Annotated in this window: 14 protein-coding genes; 9 read left to right on the forward strand and 5 right to left on the reverse strand. The window is 69.0% G+C overall.

Features of this window, described 5'->3' with window-relative positions; translation table 11 throughout:
- The first annotated feature begins 109 nt into the window (after positions 1 to 109).
- The 4 genes from J7E86_RS17230 (at position 110) to J7E86_RS31895 (ending at position 4,540) form a co-directional block, all read left to right on the forward strand.
- A complete protein-coding gene (locus tag J7E86_RS17230; RefSeq protein ID WP_215082575.1) occupies positions 110 to 709 on the forward strand; it encodes a maleylpyruvate isomerase family mycothiol-dependent enzyme in 600 nt (199 codons plus the stop codon).
- A 115-nt stretch (positions 710 to 824) separates the two neighbouring features.
- Complete coding sequence (locus tag J7E86_RS17235) at positions 825 to 1,697, forward strand: alpha/beta fold hydrolase (RefSeq protein ID WP_215082576.1); 873 nt, start codon at positions 825 to 827, stop codon at positions 1,695 to 1,697.
- Positions 1,698 to 1,860: 163 nt separating this feature from the next.
- Complete coding sequence (locus J7E86_RS17240) at positions 1,861 to 2,598, forward strand: acetoacetate decarboxylase (RefSeq protein WP_215082577.1); 738 nt, start codon at positions 1,861 to 1,863, stop codon at positions 2,596 to 2,598.
- A 424-nt stretch (positions 2,599 to 3,022) separates the two neighbouring features.
- The gene (locus J7E86_RS31895) at positions 3,023 to 4,540 is read left to right on the forward strand and encodes a GMC oxidoreductase (RefSeq protein ID WP_215082578.1); all 1,518 of its coding nucleotides are present in this window, start codon (positions 3,023 to 3,025) and stop codon (positions 4,538 to 4,540) included.
- A 153-nt stretch (positions 4,541 to 4,693) separates the two neighbouring features.
- Here J7E86_RS31895 and J7E86_RS17250 read toward each other — a convergent pair whose 3' ends face one another.
- From J7E86_RS17250 to J7E86_RS17260, 3 genes are all read right to left on the reverse strand, one after another.
- The gene (locus J7E86_RS17250; protein WP_215082579.1) at positions 4,694 to 6,481 is read right to left on the reverse strand and encodes an acyclic terpene utilization AtuA family protein; all 1,788 of its coding nucleotides are present in this window, start codon (positions 6,479 to 6,481) and stop codon (positions 4,694 to 4,696) included.
- 481 nt (positions 6,482 to 6,962) lie between these two features.
- A complete protein-coding gene (locus tag J7E86_RS17255; protein ID WP_215082580.1) occupies positions 6,963 to 7,850 on the reverse strand; it encodes an SDR family oxidoreductase in 888 nt (295 codons plus the stop codon).
- A gap of 1,225 nt (positions 7,851 to 9,075) precedes the next feature.
- Complete coding sequence (locus J7E86_RS17260; RefSeq protein WP_308312622.1) at positions 9,076 to 9,789, reverse strand: HAD family hydrolase; 714 nt, start codon at positions 9,787 to 9,789, stop codon at positions 9,076 to 9,078.
- A 257-nt stretch (positions 9,790 to 10,046) separates the two neighbouring features.
- Here J7E86_RS17260 and J7E86_RS17265 point away from each other — a divergent pair, with 257 nt between their 5' ends.
- From J7E86_RS17265 to J7E86_RS17285, 5 genes are all read left to right on the forward strand, one after another.
- Positions 10,047 to 10,631, forward strand: a complete 585-nt coding sequence (locus J7E86_RS17265) for a hypothetical protein (RefSeq protein ID WP_215082582.1) — start codon at positions 10,047 to 10,049, stop codon at positions 10,629 to 10,631.
- 199 nt (positions 10,632 to 10,830) lie between these two features.
- On the forward strand, positions 10,831 to 11,643 hold the full coding sequence (locus tag J7E86_RS17270; protein ID WP_215082583.1) for a class I SAM-dependent methyltransferase: 813 nt from the start codon (positions 10,831 to 10,833) through the stop codon (positions 11,641 to 11,643).
- A complete protein-coding gene (locus J7E86_RS31900) occupies positions 11,640 to 12,533 on the forward strand; it encodes a thymidylate synthase (protein WP_215082584.1) in 894 nt (297 codons plus the stop codon). Before J7E86_RS17270 ends, J7E86_RS31900 begins: the two co-directional genes overlap by 4 nt.
- Position 12,534: 1 nt before the next feature.
- Entirely contained in the window at positions 12,535 to 13,404 is an 870-nt protein-coding gene (locus J7E86_RS17280) for a hypothetical protein (protein ID WP_215082585.1), read from the forward strand.
- Positions 13,405 to 13,475: 71 nt separating this feature from the next.
- A complete protein-coding gene (locus J7E86_RS17285; RefSeq protein WP_215082586.1) occupies positions 13,476 to 14,615 on the forward strand; it encodes an MFS transporter in 1,140 nt (379 codons plus the stop codon).
- Here the strand turns inward: J7E86_RS17285 and J7E86_RS17290 are convergent.
- Together J7E86_RS17290 and J7E86_RS17295 are read right to left on the reverse strand one after the other, a co-directional pair.
- Complete coding sequence (locus J7E86_RS17290; RefSeq protein ID WP_215082587.1) at positions 14,604 to 15,140, reverse strand: 8-oxo-dGTP diphosphatase; 537 nt, start codon at positions 15,138 to 15,140, stop codon at positions 14,604 to 14,606. The two genes, J7E86_RS17285 and J7E86_RS17290, sit on opposite strands and share 12 nt — an antisense overlap.
- A 285-nt stretch (positions 15,141 to 15,425) precedes the next feature.
- Entirely contained in the window at positions 15,426 to 19,136 is a 3,711-nt protein-coding gene (locus tag J7E86_RS17295; RefSeq protein WP_215082588.1) for an NACHT domain-containing protein, read from the reverse strand.
- Positions 19,137 to 19,170 lie beyond the last annotated feature (34 nt).

Raw genomic sequence — 19,170 nt, forward strand, 5'->3', positions numbered from 1 at the left:
AGGCCACTCTCCGGTCTTCGCCACAGCGACCACTACGCGGTCGGGGCGGAAGATCCGGGGACGTACGCCAACATCCGAGGAGCGCCCGGCAAGAGAACGAGGCTGGTCAATGCTGAATTTACCCTTTGAATCGGAGCTGCGTGCGGAGCGGTTCCGCCTCCTCGACACCCTGGAGGGGCTGACCGGGGACGAATTCAACACCGGCCGCACGCTCTGCGTCGGCTGGGCCCCCCGGGACGTGCTCGGCCACCTCATCGGCGTGGACCGCTTGGTGCAGTCCTACCTGCCCCACGGGCCCTGTGTGAACGCTGCCAACCAGGCCCATGTCGATTGGGCCAGGCGGCTCCCCCCGGAGGAACTGATACGGATGGCCCGGGACTGGGCGGCCGCCCCGGCTCTCACCAGCCGCCTCTGCGCCGTGATCGTGCTGGGCGACCTCGCCATCCACCACCAGGACATTGTGCGAGGCCTGGGCCGCACACGCGACATCCCCGGCCCGATCGCCACCAGCATCTACCGGGACGGTCTGATGCTGAGCCTGCTGCTGAACCGGCGCGCCCTGCGATTCTCTCCCGTACCCACCGACAGCCTCCTTCTGTCCGCACTCCCCCGTCTGCCAGGTCTGCCCAAGGTGTACGGCACGCGGGAGGCACTGGGGATGTGGCTGGCTGGGCGCGACACCGTCAAATCCGAACTTTGGTTCCCTTAGGTCAGTCAGCCGAAACACCCCTTGCGCAGTCTCCTCCGAGCGGCGACCGCGCAGTCGACAGGAGGAACCTGTGGCGAACGAGCAGCCAACAGAGCGACGGGTTCTGGTACATGGTGTGTCGACCCTGTACTACGAAATCGGCGCGGGCCCCCCGGTGCTCCTGCTACCCGGCCTCGCCGAGAACGCCCGCAGCTGGTGGCGCATCATGCAGGATCTCGCCCTGACCAACCGCACGCTGGCACTGGTACTGCCGGGCCTGGGTGGCACCAGCCCCGTGCACGATGTACGCCCCGATCATCTCGCCTCCTTCGTCGCCGCGTTCCTGGACGCTGTCGAGGTGGAGGAGGTCACCCTCGTCGGCCACTCCTTCGGCGGCGCGGTGGCGGCCTATCTGACGCTGACGTACCCGCACCGCGTGACCCGTCTGGCGCTGGTCGACGCCGCCGGACTCGGTCGCGCGATCAACCCCTTGTTGATCGCCTCGTCGCTCATCCCGGCACGCGTGGCTGATGTGCTGTCGACGGCTGCCACGCTGCCTGGGTTCGGTGCCCTGGCCACGTTGTCGGGCGCCCTGCTCTTGCAGCAGCCTTGGCGCGTACCACCGCTGACGTGGCTCAGCCAGATGAGGCTGAGCCGCTCACGGACGCCACTGCGCACCTCCATCGAAGTGCTGCGGCAAGGGACAGGATTGACGGGACAGGACCCCCGCCTCATCGTGACCGGCCGGCTGAAGGACATCGAAGTGCCCGCCCTGGTCGTGTGGGGGCTCACCGACTGGCTGCTCCCGGTATCGCAGGGGGTACGCGCAGCGCGGAAGCTGCCCAACGGAAAGCTGACGGTTATCCCCGGTGCCGGCCACGTCAGCTTCGTGGACTGCCACGAGGACTTCATGGGCGCGCTGGGCCCCTTCGTCCGGGATGACATCAGCAGGCTCCGCCGCACACCCTCGCACGGGGAAGGCCCCGGTACAGGGATCTCAAGCCCGTAAGGCCGCCACGCAGGCGGGATGCCCGGCGCCGACTGGTCGCGGGGCGTGGACCCCTCAACAGACCTGTCCGGGGACCGAAGGCAGCGGTACCCGACCCTCGGGCGCCGCCGTCATGGCTGTCCGGGCCGCGGAAGTCACAACTACGGCTCCAAGGAGATGACCCATGCGCCTGGAAGATGTCGCGCGGCAGCTGACCACCCCATTGAACTCGCCCGCCTACCCCTCCACCCAGTACCGCTTCACCAACCGCGAATACCTGAGCATCACCTACCGTACCGACCTCAAGGTACTGCGGCGGGTCGTGCCGGAGCCGCTGACCGTCACCGTCCCGCTGGCCCGCTTCGAGATCACGCGGATGCCCGACGTGACGGGTCTGGGCACCTACACGGAAGCAGCGCATCACATCTCTGTCGAGCATCAGGACGAGCTGGGCGAATTCAGCCTGGCGGTGTACGTCGACAGCGTCCCGGCGATCTCCAGCGGACGTGAGCTCAGCGCCTACCCGAAGAAGTCCGGTTCGCCCCGGCTCTACCTCGACTCCGACACCCTGGTCGGCACCCTGGACTACGGCTCTTTGCGGGTGGCGACGGCCACCATGGGCTACAAGCACCATCCGATGGACCTGGAGGAGGCCCGCGCGCACCTCTGTGTACCCACCTTCATGCTCAAAACCGTGCCCCATTACGACGGGTCCCCGCGCATCTGCGAGCTGGTCCGCACCCGGATCACCGACCTCACGGTCAAGAGTGCCTTCACCGGCCCGGCACGACTGCAGCTCTTCGCCCACGCACTGGCCCCGCTCGCCGACCTGCCCGTCCTGGAGGTCGTCTCCGCCGGCCACATCCTCACCGACCTCACCCTCAGCCCGGCCCAGGTCGTGCACGACTACCTGGGCGACTGAGGCGTCCCCCTTGCCCCTGCACGGATCGGGACAGTCGAAGACTGTAGGCCCGGCAGCCGGTGGCCCGCCCGCGCAGTCGCCTTGAGCTGGATTACGGACGTTCCCGCGCAGCGGGACCGCCCGGCACGCCACCTCGGACAGCCGTGCCGACAGCCTTGGGCTTTTTCCTTGGCAGCATCCTTGTCCGAGACGGCCGGCAGGGGCCCCCGATAGGCAGACATGAGTGATTCATGGCTGTCCGCGCGACCCGTTTGTCCGGCGCCGGCACAAGCCTCACCGCGCGCAGAGCAAGCACCTCTTGGGAGGATTTATGCGGCACAGGACGGCTCGCTCCGCACCAGAGGGTGGGCACGACGCACCGCCCGAACCGATCGAGCCTCAGGGCAAAAATGACGATAGACCTAATCATGGAGCTTCCGCTTGGGTGAGCCATGCGAACAAGGGTCGCGAAGAACACCACCGCGTGGTGATTATCGGGTCGGGGCTGGGCGGTAGCATCACCGCCTTCCGGCTCGCTGAGGCAGGAATCAGGAACGTCGTGCTCGAACGTGGCCGTCGCTGGCCTATCACGCCGACCGGGAATACCTTTCCGCGCCTACCGTCGCTCGACAGGCACCTGGTCTGGCTGGGCCAGGACTCGTCCCCCTTTCCGCCAACAGGCGTGCCTTTGCTGTCATGCGTGTATCGCGCCATAGCGACAGCGCTCCCACGCTCCACCGGACTGCTGGAGGTCCTACCGCAGAAGAACGTCGTGATCATGTGCGGGGCGGGAGTCGGTGGCAGCACGCTGGTATACGGCGGAGTGCTGGCCCAGCCCGCACCTGGCCCCTTCCATCATCTCTTCCCCGCCGAGATCGACTATGGCGAACTCGACCGCATTTACTACCCACGGGCTCGGCGGCGGCTGATTGCCGCACCGTTCCCCGAGGATCTCCTTGCCCATGACCAGTACCGCTCGAACCGGCTCTGGCATCTCGCAGCCCAGGAATCCGGCCTTCCAGCCGAACAGGTAATGGGCAACTACGACTTCGATGTGATCCGGGCCGAACTCAACGGTGACCGAAAACCGGCGGCCACTGTGGGCCAGTACCACTTCACCGGCTGCAACAGCGGCGCCAAGATGAGCGTGGACCGGACCTATCTTGCCCGCGCGGAGGCTACCGGCAAGACGGTGGTCCGGCCCTTGCACATGGCCACCGGTATCACCCAGGACTCCCAGGGCCGGTACCGCGTCTGCGTCACCCAGCTGACCCGCAGTGGAGCAGTCCGCGAACGACTGGTCCTGATCTGCGACAAGCTTGTCCTCGCCGCCGGCGTCCAGTCCCCACGGATGCTGGTGACCGCCCGTGATACTGGCGCTCTGCCCCGCCTGCTCGACTCCGTTGGTGCCCAGTGGGGCACCAACGGTGACCAACTGCTGCTCCTCCAGACGGCTCCGCAACCGACCTGTGCTCCACAGGGCGGGCCCCCGGCCGTTCTCCTCCGCAACCGTGAGGGCACGGCGAGCGTCATGCACGCCCCCCTCCCCGTACCGAGCGGAGCTGGGCTGCTCGCCTGCATCGGCATGGGCATCAGTGACCACTTCGGACGGTGGGCATACTCCGCCAAGGCCGCCAACACGCGGCTCGAGTGGAGTGCCGGAAATGACATCACGGCCCGCCATGCCGTCGGCGACCTCGTGCGAGAGGTGGCGCGTCACTTTCCCTCCGGCGCCATCGTCATTCCTCCGGTGCCTGGGTACTCCGTGACAGCCCATCCGGTCGGAGGGGTCGTGCTGGGCAAAGCCACCGACGCTTACGGCCGGTTGCACGGATATTCAGGCCTGTACTGTCTCGACGGCGCCCTGATGCCGGGATCCACCGCGGCGGTCAACCCGGCCTTGACGATTGCCGCCATCGTCGAGCGATGCCTCGACGAGATCGTGCAGGACTTCATCACCTGAACCAATCCAACGGGCGCGACGGGAATGGACCGGCAGCACTCGACAAGGGATCGCGGCTCGTCATGGTCCACCACGCGGCCGGACGCTACGCCGGCGATGGCAGCGGTGTCCGACCGGAAGGCGTCGCTGCCGTGGTCGCCATGCTCTCGGAAGTCAGTGTGCCGGGGTCAGCAGCGAAGCCGGGATATCCACGTGGCGGGCGCGCAGGAACTCACCCAGGGACTTGCCGATCTGGTCCAGGTCGAGGTTGGCTGAGCCGCTGGGGCTGAAGTAGCCCTTCAAGACGAAGGAGATACCGTGGAGCAGGGGTTGTTCATACCTCTCCACGTCGACGCCCTCAATACCCAGCAGCCGTCGCAGCTCGGCGACTGTCAGGTAGGAGGCGAGCCAAGGATAGGCGGTTGGGTCGCTGACCCACACGCCCAGGTTGGCGTGGGCACCCTTGTCGCCCACACGAGCGTACGCCACCTCGCCCAGCGGGCGGTGGACCGTCGGGCCGAAGGCGCCCGGTTCCGCCGGCGGGGTGGCAGGCACCGCGGGCTGGCCGGTGAACGGCTGGGCTCCGGGGGGTGGGGCGATGTGCAGGACACGGCCGTCGGGCAAATGCACTTGGTGCTTCAGGGCGTCCTGGCGCACCAGGGCCGCCCTGTAGTCGATGCGGGGTTGAGGGGCATCGGTGTAGACCCGGGTGATCTCGGTGTAGAACCCGGGAAAGCTGCCGAGCCAATAGGAAGTGAGCTGGGCGATGAATTGGGAGACTGTCTCCTTGGAGGGCGCGGCCACGACGATCTGGACGGGCACGGTGGCCTGCCACTGGTCTCTTGGATCCTCGACCGGCTGCCCGCACACGAAGACCTTCAGTGCGTCGATTTGATGGTCCCGGGCCGCTCGGGATGCCTGGGCTTTGAGGATGGCGACCTTCTCCTCGATCTGGAGGCCCGTCGGGAAGATCCAGACCGCGCTACGATAGCCGTCCTGGAAATCGATGTTCACTTTCGTGGTCGTGGATGGGGCGCTGCCCCGGGCACCGGTGATGCGTACGCGATCAGGCCCCTCCTGGGTGAGAGAGACGGAGTTCGTGTGCCAGGTCACGTCGGCATTGAGGTAAAGAGGGCCCTGAATCTCGTACAGCAGCTGAGCGGTTACGGTGTCCACCGTGACCGCGCCGCCTTGTGCAGCCTGTTTGGTGATAACGGAGCTGCCGTCCTGAGCGATCTCGGCGATCGGAAAGCCGGGCAGGATGTTGTCCTCGATCCGGGTGAACCCGGAGAAGTTGCCGCCAGTGGCCTGCGGGCCGCACTCCAAGACGTGACCGGCTGCCATCGCCCCGGCGATCTTGTCCAGATCGATCCGTCGCCAGCCATGCCACCAAGCGGCAGGACCGGTGACCAGTGACGCATCCGCCACCCTGCCGGTGATCACGATGTCCGCGCCTTCGTCCAGGGCAGCCTTGATGCCCCAGCCGCCCAGGTAGGCGTTGAGCGCGAGCAGACCCCGCGCATGACAAGCCAAGGGGGCACCCGTGTCCATGTTGACCAGCTGACCGCGGGCGAGCAGCCCGGCGGCCTCCTCGCGTAGATCGTCACCAGTGATGTAGGCGACCTTCAGGCCGAGTCCCCGCTGCGCCACTGCGGCACGGATAGCCCTGGCCATGCCCCTCGGGTTGAACACGCCGGCGTTGGTGACGACCTTGATGCCCTTCCGGGCGACGGCCTCCAGCTGCGGCAGGAGTTGCTGCATGAACAACTCCGCATAGAAATTCTCCCAGTTCTGCGAACGACTGAGGAACGCAGCGATCAGCATCGAATCGAACGCCTCAGTCATGTAATCACCGAACACCACGTCGACGGGTTCGCCATGGATGGCCTGCTCGAAGGCGTCGAACCTGTCTCCCATAGCCCCGGAAAAGTTCGCGATACGCACCGGACGCTGCGTGGCCATTATGTGACCTCCCTCTTGATCCTTCTCGCTGCAGCTGACGGGGATGGACCTCAAAACCGGGGGCGCTGTCCACCGCTCCTGAGCGAACGACCCCGGACGACGGCGGAAGCGGCACCGCGCGGGTCTGCGGATCTCAAGCCAGTGCCTCGTGAGCACGCCGGACAGCAGGTCCGCTGTTCCAGATCACGACAGCGTGCCAACGCGTCGGCCAGGCGTACCCGGCCATAGTGGACGACAACTCGATTCCTCCTCAGGCATCCGCGAGCGAGCGCCACGGACCGGCCCGCCACCACTGCGCAAAGAGAAGTCCACCGCCGAGCCGCCCAGAAGTCCCGGCGGTCAACGTCGCTGCGCCACAGCTCGCGACATTCCCGACCGCACCCACCACGGGCCGTATGAGCGACAGCCTCGTTTCCGGTAGGCGTCCACGGCGCGAAGGGACCGCCTACGGCGGGTACCTGGCTGCAGATTCACCCGGTGTTCAGGCCGGCCGCGGGCCTGCCGGCCATGGAGACTGATCGCCCGCGGACCCGGTGTACGCCGCTCTCGTCGGCGCGGCGGACGTGTTGGGGCCAGGAGTGAGCATGGCCCGGCCGACGGACAGGCCGCCGTCGGCAAGATAGGACTGTCCTGAGATCCAGCCGGCTTGCGGGGAGGCGAGGAAGGCCACCAACTGGGCGAGGTCCTCTTCGGTACCAAGGCGTCCCAGCGGTGTGGCGGTGGTACAGGTGTGCCTCAGTGCCTGCGCGCCGGGGAACAGGTCAGCCGTAGCGTTGCCCAGCAGACCGGCTGACGCGGTGTTGACCCTTACGCCTTGAGGCCCCAGGTCGGCTGCCAGGTAGCGGGTGAGGGCTTCCAAAGCCGCTTTGCACACTCCCACCAACATGTAGTTGTCCATGGCCAGGCCGGCACCGATGGAGGAGACGTTGACGATGGCCGCGCCATTGCCGGCTGCCAGCAGCGGAGCGGCCCGCAGCGCACAGGCACGCGCCCCGTGCACGTTTGTGGCGAAGGCCAGTTCCCAATCCCGCTCGGTCAGCTTCTCGGAGGAGGTCAGCACCCCGCGTGCGGCGTTGTTCACCAGAATGTCCAAGCCTCCCTCTCGCGTCCCGATGTCTTCGATGAGGGAGGTGACCTGCTCGGGCTTGGCCACGCTGGCTCGTGCCGATCTCGCGGAGCCGCCGAACGCACGGATCGCTTCCACCGTACTCTCGGCAGCGGACGGGGAATGGAAATAGTTGACCACCACGTGCGCGCCCCGTCGGGCCAGCGTCCGGCTGATAGCTGCACCCACTCCTTTTCCGCCGCCAGTGACCAGCGCGGTCCGGCCTGTCAGGTCGTGAGGGATGGGAGCCAGTGAGGACTTCAACGATCCTCTCCTTCCACGCCTTTGCACAACGTGGCCATTATTTCCCTGATCCCCCTATGCGGGAAGGTGCCCGGCGGGGGCGCATAGCAGTGCGCTCACGCACAGGTTCAAGCCAATACGCCCGCGCCCAGCATGGGGCCCTTGGTTGCATTGAGCCGCGCTCTTCGAATGGAAACTCAACTATTCGCTGAAGTGATATCTACATATCTACATCAGGGGGCGAGGGCGCGGCAGCTGATACGGGTGATCCTCACACCCAAGGATTTGGGTGTGTAATCCTGTCGCGCCCGCCCGTACGCGGACACGAGCGCCTGGTCGCCCCCGGTACAGGCGCCAAAGCCAAGCTCACTCCAGCTGACCGGACCCTGGCCACCGTGCTCCACCTGCGCAAACTCGCCACCATGAACCTCCTCGGCCAACTCTTCGACGTCATCGCGATGACCATCAGCCGTGCGAAACAGGAGATCCGCCCCCCTCCTGGAAACACACGGCCGCCACATCAACGCCTCCACCGCCCGCCTCCGTACGCCAGCCGACGTCGCGACGTTCCTCGCTTCCGACCCCACTCAAACCAAGGCCAAAAAGACGAGTTAAAGATCTGCACGCCCTTAAACCCACCCGACCGGGACCAGGATGCCCCCTTGGGCTCGAAGAACTGGCGCCCCGCCGCCCACTACGACGTCGGCAAAACCATCAAGCGCCCGAGACACTCGTCGCTCTGCGTGATGGCCGATGCTACTGATTGGCCGCCCAGTGTCCTGCGACGACTCAGCCACTGATTGGGATGCGCGCGACAAGATCGCTGGGTAGGGGACACGCTGGCGTGGTCGTCTGCTGGGACAGATACAGAAAGCGACTTCGGAGGTGGCCGTGCCCGAATATGGACCGGAACGGACGCGGGCAAGGCCGAGCATCACTGCACGGCGATCGATGCTGGCAGGGGGAAGAGGTCGTCGCGGCGAGTGTGCGCCGGCACGGAGCTGATCCGGAGGCGGTGCGGCGCGTCGCCTCGATCACCTGGTGAATCCACCGACGCCGGAGAGAGGGCGGCCTCGCAGCCCCCGTCGTGAGCGGGCCGAGGAAGCGAGGGGCAGTGCTCCGCCTCGCCTCCGGCCTGCTGCCGCCCGTACCGCGGCAGCAGCCGGCCACCGCGGCCCCCGGAGTCGCCAGCCCATGGCTCCTGCGGGCGGCGGCATGGGATCACTCCGCCACTGGGCGCGGTGGCTCATCCGTCACCGTCTCCCGCCGGCAGGGCCGGTCGCCGCCCCGCCAGCAGGTCCGGCAGGCCGCGCATGTCGTCGAAGATGACGGTGCCGGGGCCTTCGAGCCAGGTCCGGGGTGTCAGCCCGCCGGCGTAGGCGAAGCAGCGCATGCCGGCGGCGCGGGCCGCCTCGACGCCGGGCCGGCTGTCCTCGACCACCGCGCACGCCGCCGGGTCGACGCCCATTCGCCGCGCCGCGTACTGGAAGAGATCCGGCGCCGGCTTGCCCCGCGCGACCTCGGTGGAGCTGTAGATGCGGCCCGCGAAACGGTCGTAGAGGCCGGTGCGGCCGAGGGTATGGATCATCTTCTCGTGCGAGCCGCTGGAGGCGACACAGGTCGGCAGCGTGATCGCGTCCAGTGCCTCCGGCAGTCCCTCGACCGGCGACAGGCCGGTGTCCACCTCGCGGCGATGCAGGGCGACGAACCGCTCCCACCACCTCGCGGCCGTTCGATCGCCCAGCCGTGCGGCGATCTGATCGGTGATGGACAGCATGGAACCCCCGATGAACCGCTCGATCGCCTCGTCCTCGGTGAGCGACCAGCCCAGTTCCGCCCCCAGCAATACGTGGACCCGCATGGCGATGCGTTCACTGTCGACCAGTACTCCGTCGCAGTCGAATATCACGAGTTCAATCTGCTTGAACGTTTCTGCGGAACCGGCGTCCGGACTCTCCACAGCCTCCACCCCCTGTGCTAGCTTCCTGGGCATCAAGGAGCATGCAGGCTGCGCTGCTCGGGGGAAACATGAAACGGGCCATACCATCGGAACGAGAGATCCAGGAGAGAGCCCAGTATCTGGCACGACAGCGGAGCCTCCCCATTGTGGGCATTTCCGCTCCCGCCGTCGACCGCCCCTCACTTGAGCCGGGAAACATCAAGACGGGTTCGTCGGGACGGCACATCGGTCGCGTTCTCGTATGGAATTTACCGACCTTGCGCACCTGCCCCGGTGCGAGCGACTGGTGTGCCAAGAACTGCTACAACGGGGACACCAGCGGTGAGGTCGATTTCAACCGGCCGTTGTGGTTCGCCAATGAACGGCATGCCCGCGAGGACCCGGAAGGGCTCGGCCGGCTTCTTCTCCTGCAACTGGCGGACGCCGCGAAGAGCGCGACTCCCCCCGTGGTCGCCGTCAGGGTGCACTCCTCCGGAGACTTCTTCGGTGACCGGTATGTCGCCATGTGGCGCGACATAGCCGATGCGGTGCCCCAGCACCTGTTCTGGGCCTACACGCGTTCCTGGGCGATCCCGGGCATGCTCCCCGCGCTCGACGAGCTCCGGCAGATGCCCAACTTCCAGCTCTTCGCCTCCGTCGACCACACCATGGGTGATCCTCCGGACGGCTGGCGGGTGAGCCGGGTGAGGGACCCGCGGACGCCCGGCACCGACGCGGAGGGGCCCCGCCCGAAGGTGCGACAGATCGCCTGCCCCGAGGAATACCGGGAAGGCATCGACTGTGCCAAGTGCAGATTCTGCCTGCTGCCGCGAATAGGGGATGTCATCTTCAATGTCCACTGACGCCGTCCCGCGCCCGGCCCCCTGTCCGGTTCTGATCGGTGGTCCCGCAGGGACCCGCAGAAGAGAGATCGCGGAGAGACTGAAGGACATCGGGGCCGCGGAGTCCGGAACCGATTCCTTTCCCGCGCCGGAGGCGCTCTCTTCCTCCGCCACGACGTTCTGCGCAGCCCTGGTCGACGATCAAATCTCTCCCGAAGAGGTGTCGCGACTGGCCGAACGGGCCCACCTCGTCCTTCATCATTCCCACCGCGAGGACACCGACGAACTCGCCCGCGTGATACGCGAGGGATTCGAGGTGCACAAGGCGTCGGATGCGTACCCGGACTGCCGGCGCATCGACCTCGACAACCGTATCGGCTATTCGGACATCGCCGAGGATTTCGTCGACGAACTGCGGCTCACCACGGCCGATTTCCACCACGCGTCGGCTCCGCACCTGAGCCGGATCCTGCGGGGGACGTCCGAAGGGTCCCGGCTGCTGGAAGTGGGCGCGGGCCGGGGCTGGCTGCGCGAGGCCGTGGAGACGGGCAAGGCCGGCTACTCGTGCCAGGAGTCCAGCGCCGGGATGGCCCGGTACCTTCCGGACGACGTCATGACGGAGCCGATCAGAGCCCTGTTCGCGCAACGCGGCGGCTACGACCATGTCGTGGGTTCCCTGGTCGACGGGATGGCCTACCCCCTCGGCGTCTTCTGCCTGGCACAACTGCTGGCGCCCGCGGGGCGGATCGTGCTCACCTGGCCGTCCTCGGTGTGGTCCACCGGCCGCCGCCGCACCACGCGCACGACGCAGTTCGTCTCCTCCAACGGCAGGACGGTCCGGGGCGTCCACTCCTTCACGCCCGACCGCATCCGGACCAAGGAGCTGTTCCGGCTGGCAGGGCTGGAACTCACGGAGTTCGTCGAGTGCCCTCCGGTGCCGCCCACCGGGCGCCCCTACAGCGCCGACACGGTGCTCGCCGACGGATCGCTGCCCGAGAGTCTGGTCTCCATAGCGGTGGGGGTCCGGCAGTGAACACCTTCGAGTCGTTCCACGAGGCCTACCACCACCTGGCGGCGCTGCTCGCGAAGGAGGGCGACCGGGTGGCCGGTCCCCGGTCGCGCACCTCCGTCGGCTCCGGCTTCGGGACCGCGGACCGGGCGACCTTCGAAATCGTCTCGCCCACGGTGCGGATACGCGACCCGAGGAACCGGCTCCTTCCCGACACCTGCCGGCGCACCAGCAAGGGATTCGCCTTCGCCAACTACCTGTGGGCCCTGACACCGGGCGCGGACGCCGGCCAGGTGATCGCGTACAACGCGCGCGGGAAGGCCTTCACCGACGACAACGGCACGCTCGTCTGCGGACTCTCCCAGCGGCTCATCGGCGACGATTCCGGCTCACCGCTGCGGGATCTGATCGCGCTCATGAGGCGGGACCCGTCCACCCGCAGGGCATACCTCGGGTTCATCTACCCCGCCGATCTCCGCGACGAGCCGAGGGACTTCTCCTGCTTCGGATCGCTTCAGTTCCTGCACCGCGACGGCCGCCTCGACTGCATCGCGTCCATGCGCTCCCAGTCCTTGATCGGGGTGATGCCGTACGACGTCATCCTCCTGACCATGGTGCAGGAGACCGTGGCCAACGAGCTGGGCCTCAGGCTGGGTTCCTACTACCACCACTGCGGATCGCTCCACTACTATGCGGGCGAAGAAGGCCACCTGCGTTCGGTTCTGGGCTGCGCGGACGAGGTGGAGGCCATGCCTCCCATGCCGGCCCGCACACCGCTCGGCGCGGACGGCGCACTGCTCGCGGCGGAGAGGGAACTCCGGCGGACCGGTCTTCTCGACGAGCGACACCTGGAGCCGTACTGGCGGGATGTCCTCGGGGCCATGAGGTGCGCCCTCACATCCGACAAGGGGTAGCGTGACGACAGGCTCAGCCGTCCTGGCGCAGGTCCGGGACCTGGTGGTCGCCCACCGTGAGTGCCTGCTGGGCGGCGAGGTCATGCCCGAGGACGCGCTCGCCGGAGTGGTGCCCTCCGAGCGCCTCCTGGACACCCTGACGCTGGGCATGTCCCTGAACTACCAGCGCAACAGCTACGCGCTCTGGCAGGCGGTCGCCGCGGCCTACCAGGACCCCGCGTCCCGCTGGGTGTTCGCCCCGGCGCAGGTCCTCGAACGCGACCCCGAGGACCTCGCCCGGCACCTCCTCGCGCACCGGGTCGCGCTCCAGCCGAACCGCCACCCCGCGATCTGGCGCCGGGTCGCCCGGGGGATCGCCGAGTCGTCGGCGGACGGCGACGTCCTGGGCCTGCTGACGTCGGCGGGGATGGACATCGGCAGGCTCGGGGACATCGTGCAGGTGCGCCGGAAGCCGGAGTTCCCCTACCTGTCCGGCCCGAAGATCTTCAACTACTGGCTGTACGTCCTGGAGCAGTACGCGGGTGTGCGGTGGACCTCCCGCGAACTGATCACCATCGCCCCCGACACGCACGTCATCCAGGCCACGGTGAGGCTCGGCCTGTGCGGGAGCGATGTGCTCGAGGGGTCGGCGGGCCACCGGGCCGCGGTCGCCCGGAGCTGGGCGGAGGTGCTGGCCGGCTCCGCCCTGGCCCCCATCGACGTGCACACCCCGCTGTGGCTGTGGAGCCGGGCGGGGTTTCCCGACATCGCGGGACTCAGGGGCGTGGCGGGACGCGCGGGCGCCACCGACTCTTCGGGCGCCACCGACTCCGCAGGCGTCGCGGGGCGCGCGGAGGTCGCGGGAAGCGGAAGGGAAGAGCCTTGGGTTTAGGGTCGGCGCCGGGCGGACGAGGTCTGACGAAGCTCTTCCCCAGCCCGCCGGCCCGCAGGCCGGTCCTGCTGATGACTCTCGGCTCCTTCGCGCTGGGCACCGACGCGTTCGTCATCAGCGGCGTCCTGTCCTCGGTCGGAGAGGACCTGTCGGTGTCGGTCGGCACCGCCGGTCTGCTCATCACGGTCTTCGCCGCCGTCTACGCGCTGACCGCCCCCTTCATCGCCGTCGGCACCGCCAACTGGGACCGACGCAGGGTCCTCCTGGCCGCCCTCGCCGGCTTCGTCGTCGCCAACGTCCTGGCCGCAGCGGCGCCCAACTACGCGATCATGATGGTCGCGCGTGTCGTGGCCGCCCTGGCCACCGCGCTGTTCATGCCCGCCGCGTCCGCCACCGCCGCCGCCATCGTCCCGCCCGAGGAACGCGGCAGGGCCCTGACCGCCGTGCTCGGCGGCATCACCATCGCCAGCGCCCTCGGCGTCCCCGTCGGCACCGTCATCGCCGCCTTCTCCGACTGGCGGGCCACCTTCCTCTTCGTCGCCCTCCTCAGCCTCGTCGCCCTTCTCGGTCTGGCCCGCGTGCTGCCCTCGGTGCCTCCCACGGCGGAGGCCCCCATCGCCGAGCGCGCCCGCGCGGCGGTCCTGCCCGGTGTACCGGCGGTCCTGCTCGTCAGCATGCTGACCTTCTGCGGCATGTTCGCCCTGTACGCCTATCTGGAGTGGATCGCCCAGCACGTCGCGGGACTGCACGGCGGCGCCGTCGCCTTCGTCTTCTTCGCCTACGGCGCGTGCGGGGTGGTCTCCAACCTGGTGACGGGCGTGCTGATCGACCGTTTCCCCCCGGAGCGCGTCGCCCTGCTCTCCTCCGTCGCCCTGCTCGCGGTCATGGGGCTCCTGGCGCTCCTGGCCTTCGCCGGCACCCACCGCGCGCCGACCGTCGTCGCCCTCTTCGCGCTGGTCGTGCTGTGGTCGCTGATCGGCTGGACCATGAACCCCGCACTGCAGAAGTGCCTGATCAACGCGGGTGGCGAGCAGGCACAGGTGGTGCTGTCGCTGTCCGGCTCGGCGGTGTACGCCGGCCAGGCGATCGGGAGCCTGGCCGGGGGACTCACCCTGTCCTACGGGCCGGGGACGCTGGCGCTCACGGCCGTGGGGTTCCAGGTGCTGACGGTCATGGCCGTGGTGGTGGCGACGCGAAGATCAGCCCCCTGACGCGACCTCTCCCGCCGTCGGCACGTCCTCGCGTACCGGCGCCGTGCGGACGTCCGACCGCGCCACCGTCACGTTGTCGTCGGCGAAGACGAACTCCCCTTCCACACGCCGGCCGGCGAGCACCTCAGCCAGCCAGTGCTTCGCGTCGTCCCACATCGCGTCGAGCGGCAGCTCGTCCACCGGGTACCAGGCCGGCGCGATCTCGTCGCACTCCCGGACGGTGCCTTCGGCCTTGTCGGTGAGGAACACCGCCACTTCCTGGTCGTAGTCCGGCCGGGCCGGGAACCGGAAGACCAGTCTCGCCGCCTGCAGGAGGTCCGCCTCGGCCACCACGAGCGAGGACTCCTCCGCCAGTTCGCGCACGGCGGCTCGCAAGGGCGTCTCCCCGGGCTCGACATGGCCGCCCAGGCCGACGACGTTGCCGGCGCCGAAGCCCCGCTTCTTCCGGCCGAGCAGTACGTCCCGGCCGGCGCCGGCGGTGGTCGGGCGGGTCACCAGGCACAGGCACATGGATGTCAGGGTCATCCCCGCATCATCGCGCACGCCGGCACGCCGCCGGCCTCTTTCGGCCGACGGGGGCCGGCACCCGAAAACGATCTCCGCGTGTTGGGGAACGGCCCGCTTACGCCGTGCCCGGCGGGTCATGTGAGTGGGTGGCTGGGGGTCCCCAACGGGCTGAAATCGGCCGAGCCGCACCACAATCAAGCCCGTCCGGCGTTTGAGGACGCGCCCGCAGGGCGCCCGCCGCCGCAGGCGGCAAAGACGGCCCGCAGTCGAAGATCGGCCAATCGGAGGGACCGCTCGCCCCGCTCAGCGGCGGTCCCGGCGGCCGACGGGCCGCGCGTCGTCGCCGGGGTTGACGTCGCGGGCCCGGTCGCCCATCTGGTCCCAGAAGCGGCGCATGCCGGCGACCGGCACCCTGCGCTGCCAGGGGGCCTCCCGCCGGAACCGCAGGAAGAGCCACGTCCGGGGCTGCCACGCCCGCAGCAGGTCGAGCTGGTGCAGGCAGAAGACCTCGCTGAACTCCAGCCGGAGGTTCTCCGCCTTGGCCGGGTACGGGCACATCCTCATCCCGCACTCGTCCGTGCAGTTGCTCCCGGGCTGTGAGGTGCGCTCCACGGCGCGCACCGGGTCCAGCCGGGTGCGGTCCCTGCTGAGGCAGGAGGGAAGCCTGCGACCCTCGGGCGAGCAGCGCTCCAGGAGACGGAAGAGGTCCTTCGGGCGGTAGCCGCGCTCGCCGAGCACCGCCAGGATCAGGACGTCCGCCAAGAGCTGCTGGGCCGCGGGGTCCAGGGTGCTCCACCCGGTGGACGGCGGGATCCAGAGGTTGTGGACCCGTTGTTCGCCGGGACGGCCGACCTCGGTGCCGACCTCGGAGGCCACCCCGGCCTCGTCGATCCACAGGAACCGCTCGGGGCGCCGCGTCTGCAGCGCGCGGACCGCCAGCTTGCCGGCCGCCTCGACCAGCGGGTGGTCCTTCTGCCCGTCGTCGCGCGTCAGCCACTCCCGTACCTGCCCGCCGGGATCGGCCCCGTGCCCGCGGAGGGGCTGGTCCTCGTGCACGTCGTCGGGCAGGGCCCACAGGGTCAGCGCGTGCAGGAGCGTCAACCGGGTGTACCAGAAGGTGCTCCGCTTGAGCATGTCCTGGGCCTGCTTCACCAGGAACTGGCGGGCTTCCCTGTCGGAGTGGGGGGACAGCCGCCGGTTGGCGGCGTATTTGAACCCCTGCGCGAGCGCCACGCCCAGAGCCGACCTGCCGCCCTGGCCGAAGGTGTCGTTCGGCGAGCCCGCCCCGTCGACCGCCTGGGCCGTCCATTTCTCCAGGTCGTCACGCGGGCTGCCGAGGTGACGGGTCATCATGGCGCTGTCCACGAGCATGGGGAGCGCCCACGCGCACATGGTGTTGGCGTACCACTTCTCCCTTTCCTCCAGGGCCTCCGCATGGGCGGCCAGGCGTTCGCACCGCTCCCTCCTCCGTTGCAGCAGCCGCACCACCGCGCGCCGCTCCCGGTCCCCTTGCGCCTCCACCCAGTCCAGGTACGGCTGCCGCGCGCCCTCTTCGCCGGGCGGTGAAGCGGGGCGGCCGGTGCTGACCACGTGCTGGGGGCTCTCCAGCCGCTCGTACAGCGCGAGCGCCCTGTACGCCTGCTCGCCGCCGCTTCCGGCTTCGCGCGCGATCGCGGCCCGCACCCGGTAGTCACGCTCGCATCGCCCGATGCCGAACAGGCTCTCGTACGCCCGTGTGCGGCCCCCGGCGACGGCGACGCGGCGTGCCGCCGACCCGCACTGCGCCACCAGGGCGAGCTTCGCGTCGCGGAGCGCCTGGGGGTCCTGGCCCCATCCGAACTCCGCCCAGTGTTCCCTGATCTCGTCGAAGAGCTCGGTCTGGCGTGACGTGGCGTCGACGCTGTCGATCTCCACGGCGGCTCCGTAGATCCTGAGCGCCCTCAGGCGCGCGCTGCCCCGGTCGTCGTGGCCTCGCCCGACGGGGCCGGCAGCGGTGCACCGCTGCCCCAGCTTCTCGGCCCGCGCCGCGTCGTCCAGCAGATCACCGGCCTCCTCCCGCAGGAGCTCACGCATGGTGGACACCGAGCACGAGGCGGCCGGGCCGGCCTGCCGGTAGTCGCATCGGCACCGGCCGTCGAGCGAGCGGGAGTGCAGGGTGAGGGCGATGAGGAGTTCCCGTCCGCCCTGCCGCAGCGCCTGGCGTATGTGCGCCTTCGCGAGCTGCGCCCACGGCGGTACGGACTCCACGCACACGCCGAAGGCCGGGGACCCTCTCACCGGGCTGCCGAGCACCCTCGCCAGGAACCGGGACCCGAGATATGCCTGCATGACACTGTGCTGGAAGCGCGCCTTCCGTCCGTACTCGTGGACCAGCCCCATCCGGGCGCCCCACGTCGCGGCGAGCCGGAGATCGGTCCGGGGGCCTTCCGGCCCCGGTCGGCCGTTCGCTCCGCTTCCCGCTTCGGCGGACTCGCACGAAGGGCAGCCGGGGTCCTGCGAACCGCCCGCCCGTCTCAGCCCGTCCAGCTGGCAGTCCAGTTCCTCCGCGACGCGCCGGTTCCATTCGTCGTTGCGGAAGGCCGGTGCGCTCCCGTCGTCCGCTTCTCCGTCCTGCCCTCCGCCGATGCGGGGGTCGAGTTCCCAGAGCCCGACCTCCGCGCGGTCCGACGCCAGCCCGACGCACGCCAGCGCGGAGAGGTGGGCGACCACCGCCAACCTGGTGTCCCGGTCGATGGGCAGCTCGGAGTGGACGTCGCCGTCGACGAGCGCGTCGAGCCACCGCTCCATCAGATCCCCCCGCAGCTCCCACGTGTCGTGGAGCGTGGGGTCCGTGGTCCCCCCTTCCGTCCACAGGGGCTCCAGGAGGTCCCTGCGGTGCAGGTCCTTGGCGATCTGGAGGTAGATGGGCGACTCCGACATCCTCGCGACCTCCACCACCCGGTCCAGGAGCAAAGCGTCCGAGCGCCAGCTGCCGCTGCTGGCGATGTACTGCAGGGCCGCCTCCGCGCTCAGCGGCTCCAGTTCGGTCATGGCGGCCTGCATCGCTCGCAGCGGTTCGTGCGGCCGGGAGGCGATGACCAGCGGCAGCCCTTCCTCGCCGGCCTTGCGTATCGCCTTGCGGATCAGGTTGTCGCGCTGGCCGCTCGCGTGGTCGCGGCTGAGCGTCTCCTCCAGGCCGTCCCCGAGGACCACGATCCGGTCGGCCCGCTGCCGCAGCCAGCGCCAGATCCGGTCCACCTCGCCGTCGGACCGCACCACCGGCTGCACGATCTCCTGGAACCGCTCCCGGGCCAGCGTGCAGAAATCCAGCGTGTCCCCCTGGGCGTCGCGCAGCCGTACGGGAATGGGGACGGCGCCCTTGGCCGCGAGCTTCTCGGCGAGACGCACCAGCAGCGCGGTCTTGCCCGCCCCGACATTGGCGACGACGATGTGCGGACGCCGCGCCTTCCGGTCCCGCAGATTGTTCATGATCGCGTTGCAGAGCTGGTCGCGTCCGACCACCTCGTCCATGAGGCTGCCCGCCGTCTGCACGAAGCTGCCTGCTTCGGTCTTCGCCTTGCGCGTGCAGAACCTGCGGACCCGCCCGATCCGCCAGGCCAGGAACAGCACCGTCGAGACGGCCAGCAGGAGCACGGGCATCACCACTCCGTTGGCAGCCCCGCACGAGGTCCCGATCTTCGAGCACGCCTTGTCGGGGTTGAAGTCCCCCCACCACCACCCGCTGTCCTTCGCGCCGGTGTCGTTGAAGAAGATCGCGACCACCAGTCCCCGCAGCGCCCAGATGACGAAGGCCGCCGTCAGCACACCGAAGACCCAGATCCCCACCGTGGTCCCGAACGGATTCCGCCACCGTCGCGCGCGGGTGATCCCGCGGTGCATCAGCCACCACGTCCGCACGCCCCTGAGGGCGGCGTCGAGGGGCCGTCGCAGGTGTGCGACCGTCTCCCGGAAGGGGCCTCCCTCGGGGGGACCGGTAACGATCCTGACCTTGGGCGGGCGGGGTTCGTTCGCCATGGGCACCAGCTCCGTACGCTGCGGTAGGGAGCGG

The sequence above is a fragment of the Streptomyces sp. ISL-11 genome, from assembly GCF_018614525.1.
In the GTDB taxonomy this organism is placed as follows: Bacteria; Actinomycetota; Actinomycetes; order Streptomycetales; family Streptomycetaceae; genus Streptomyces.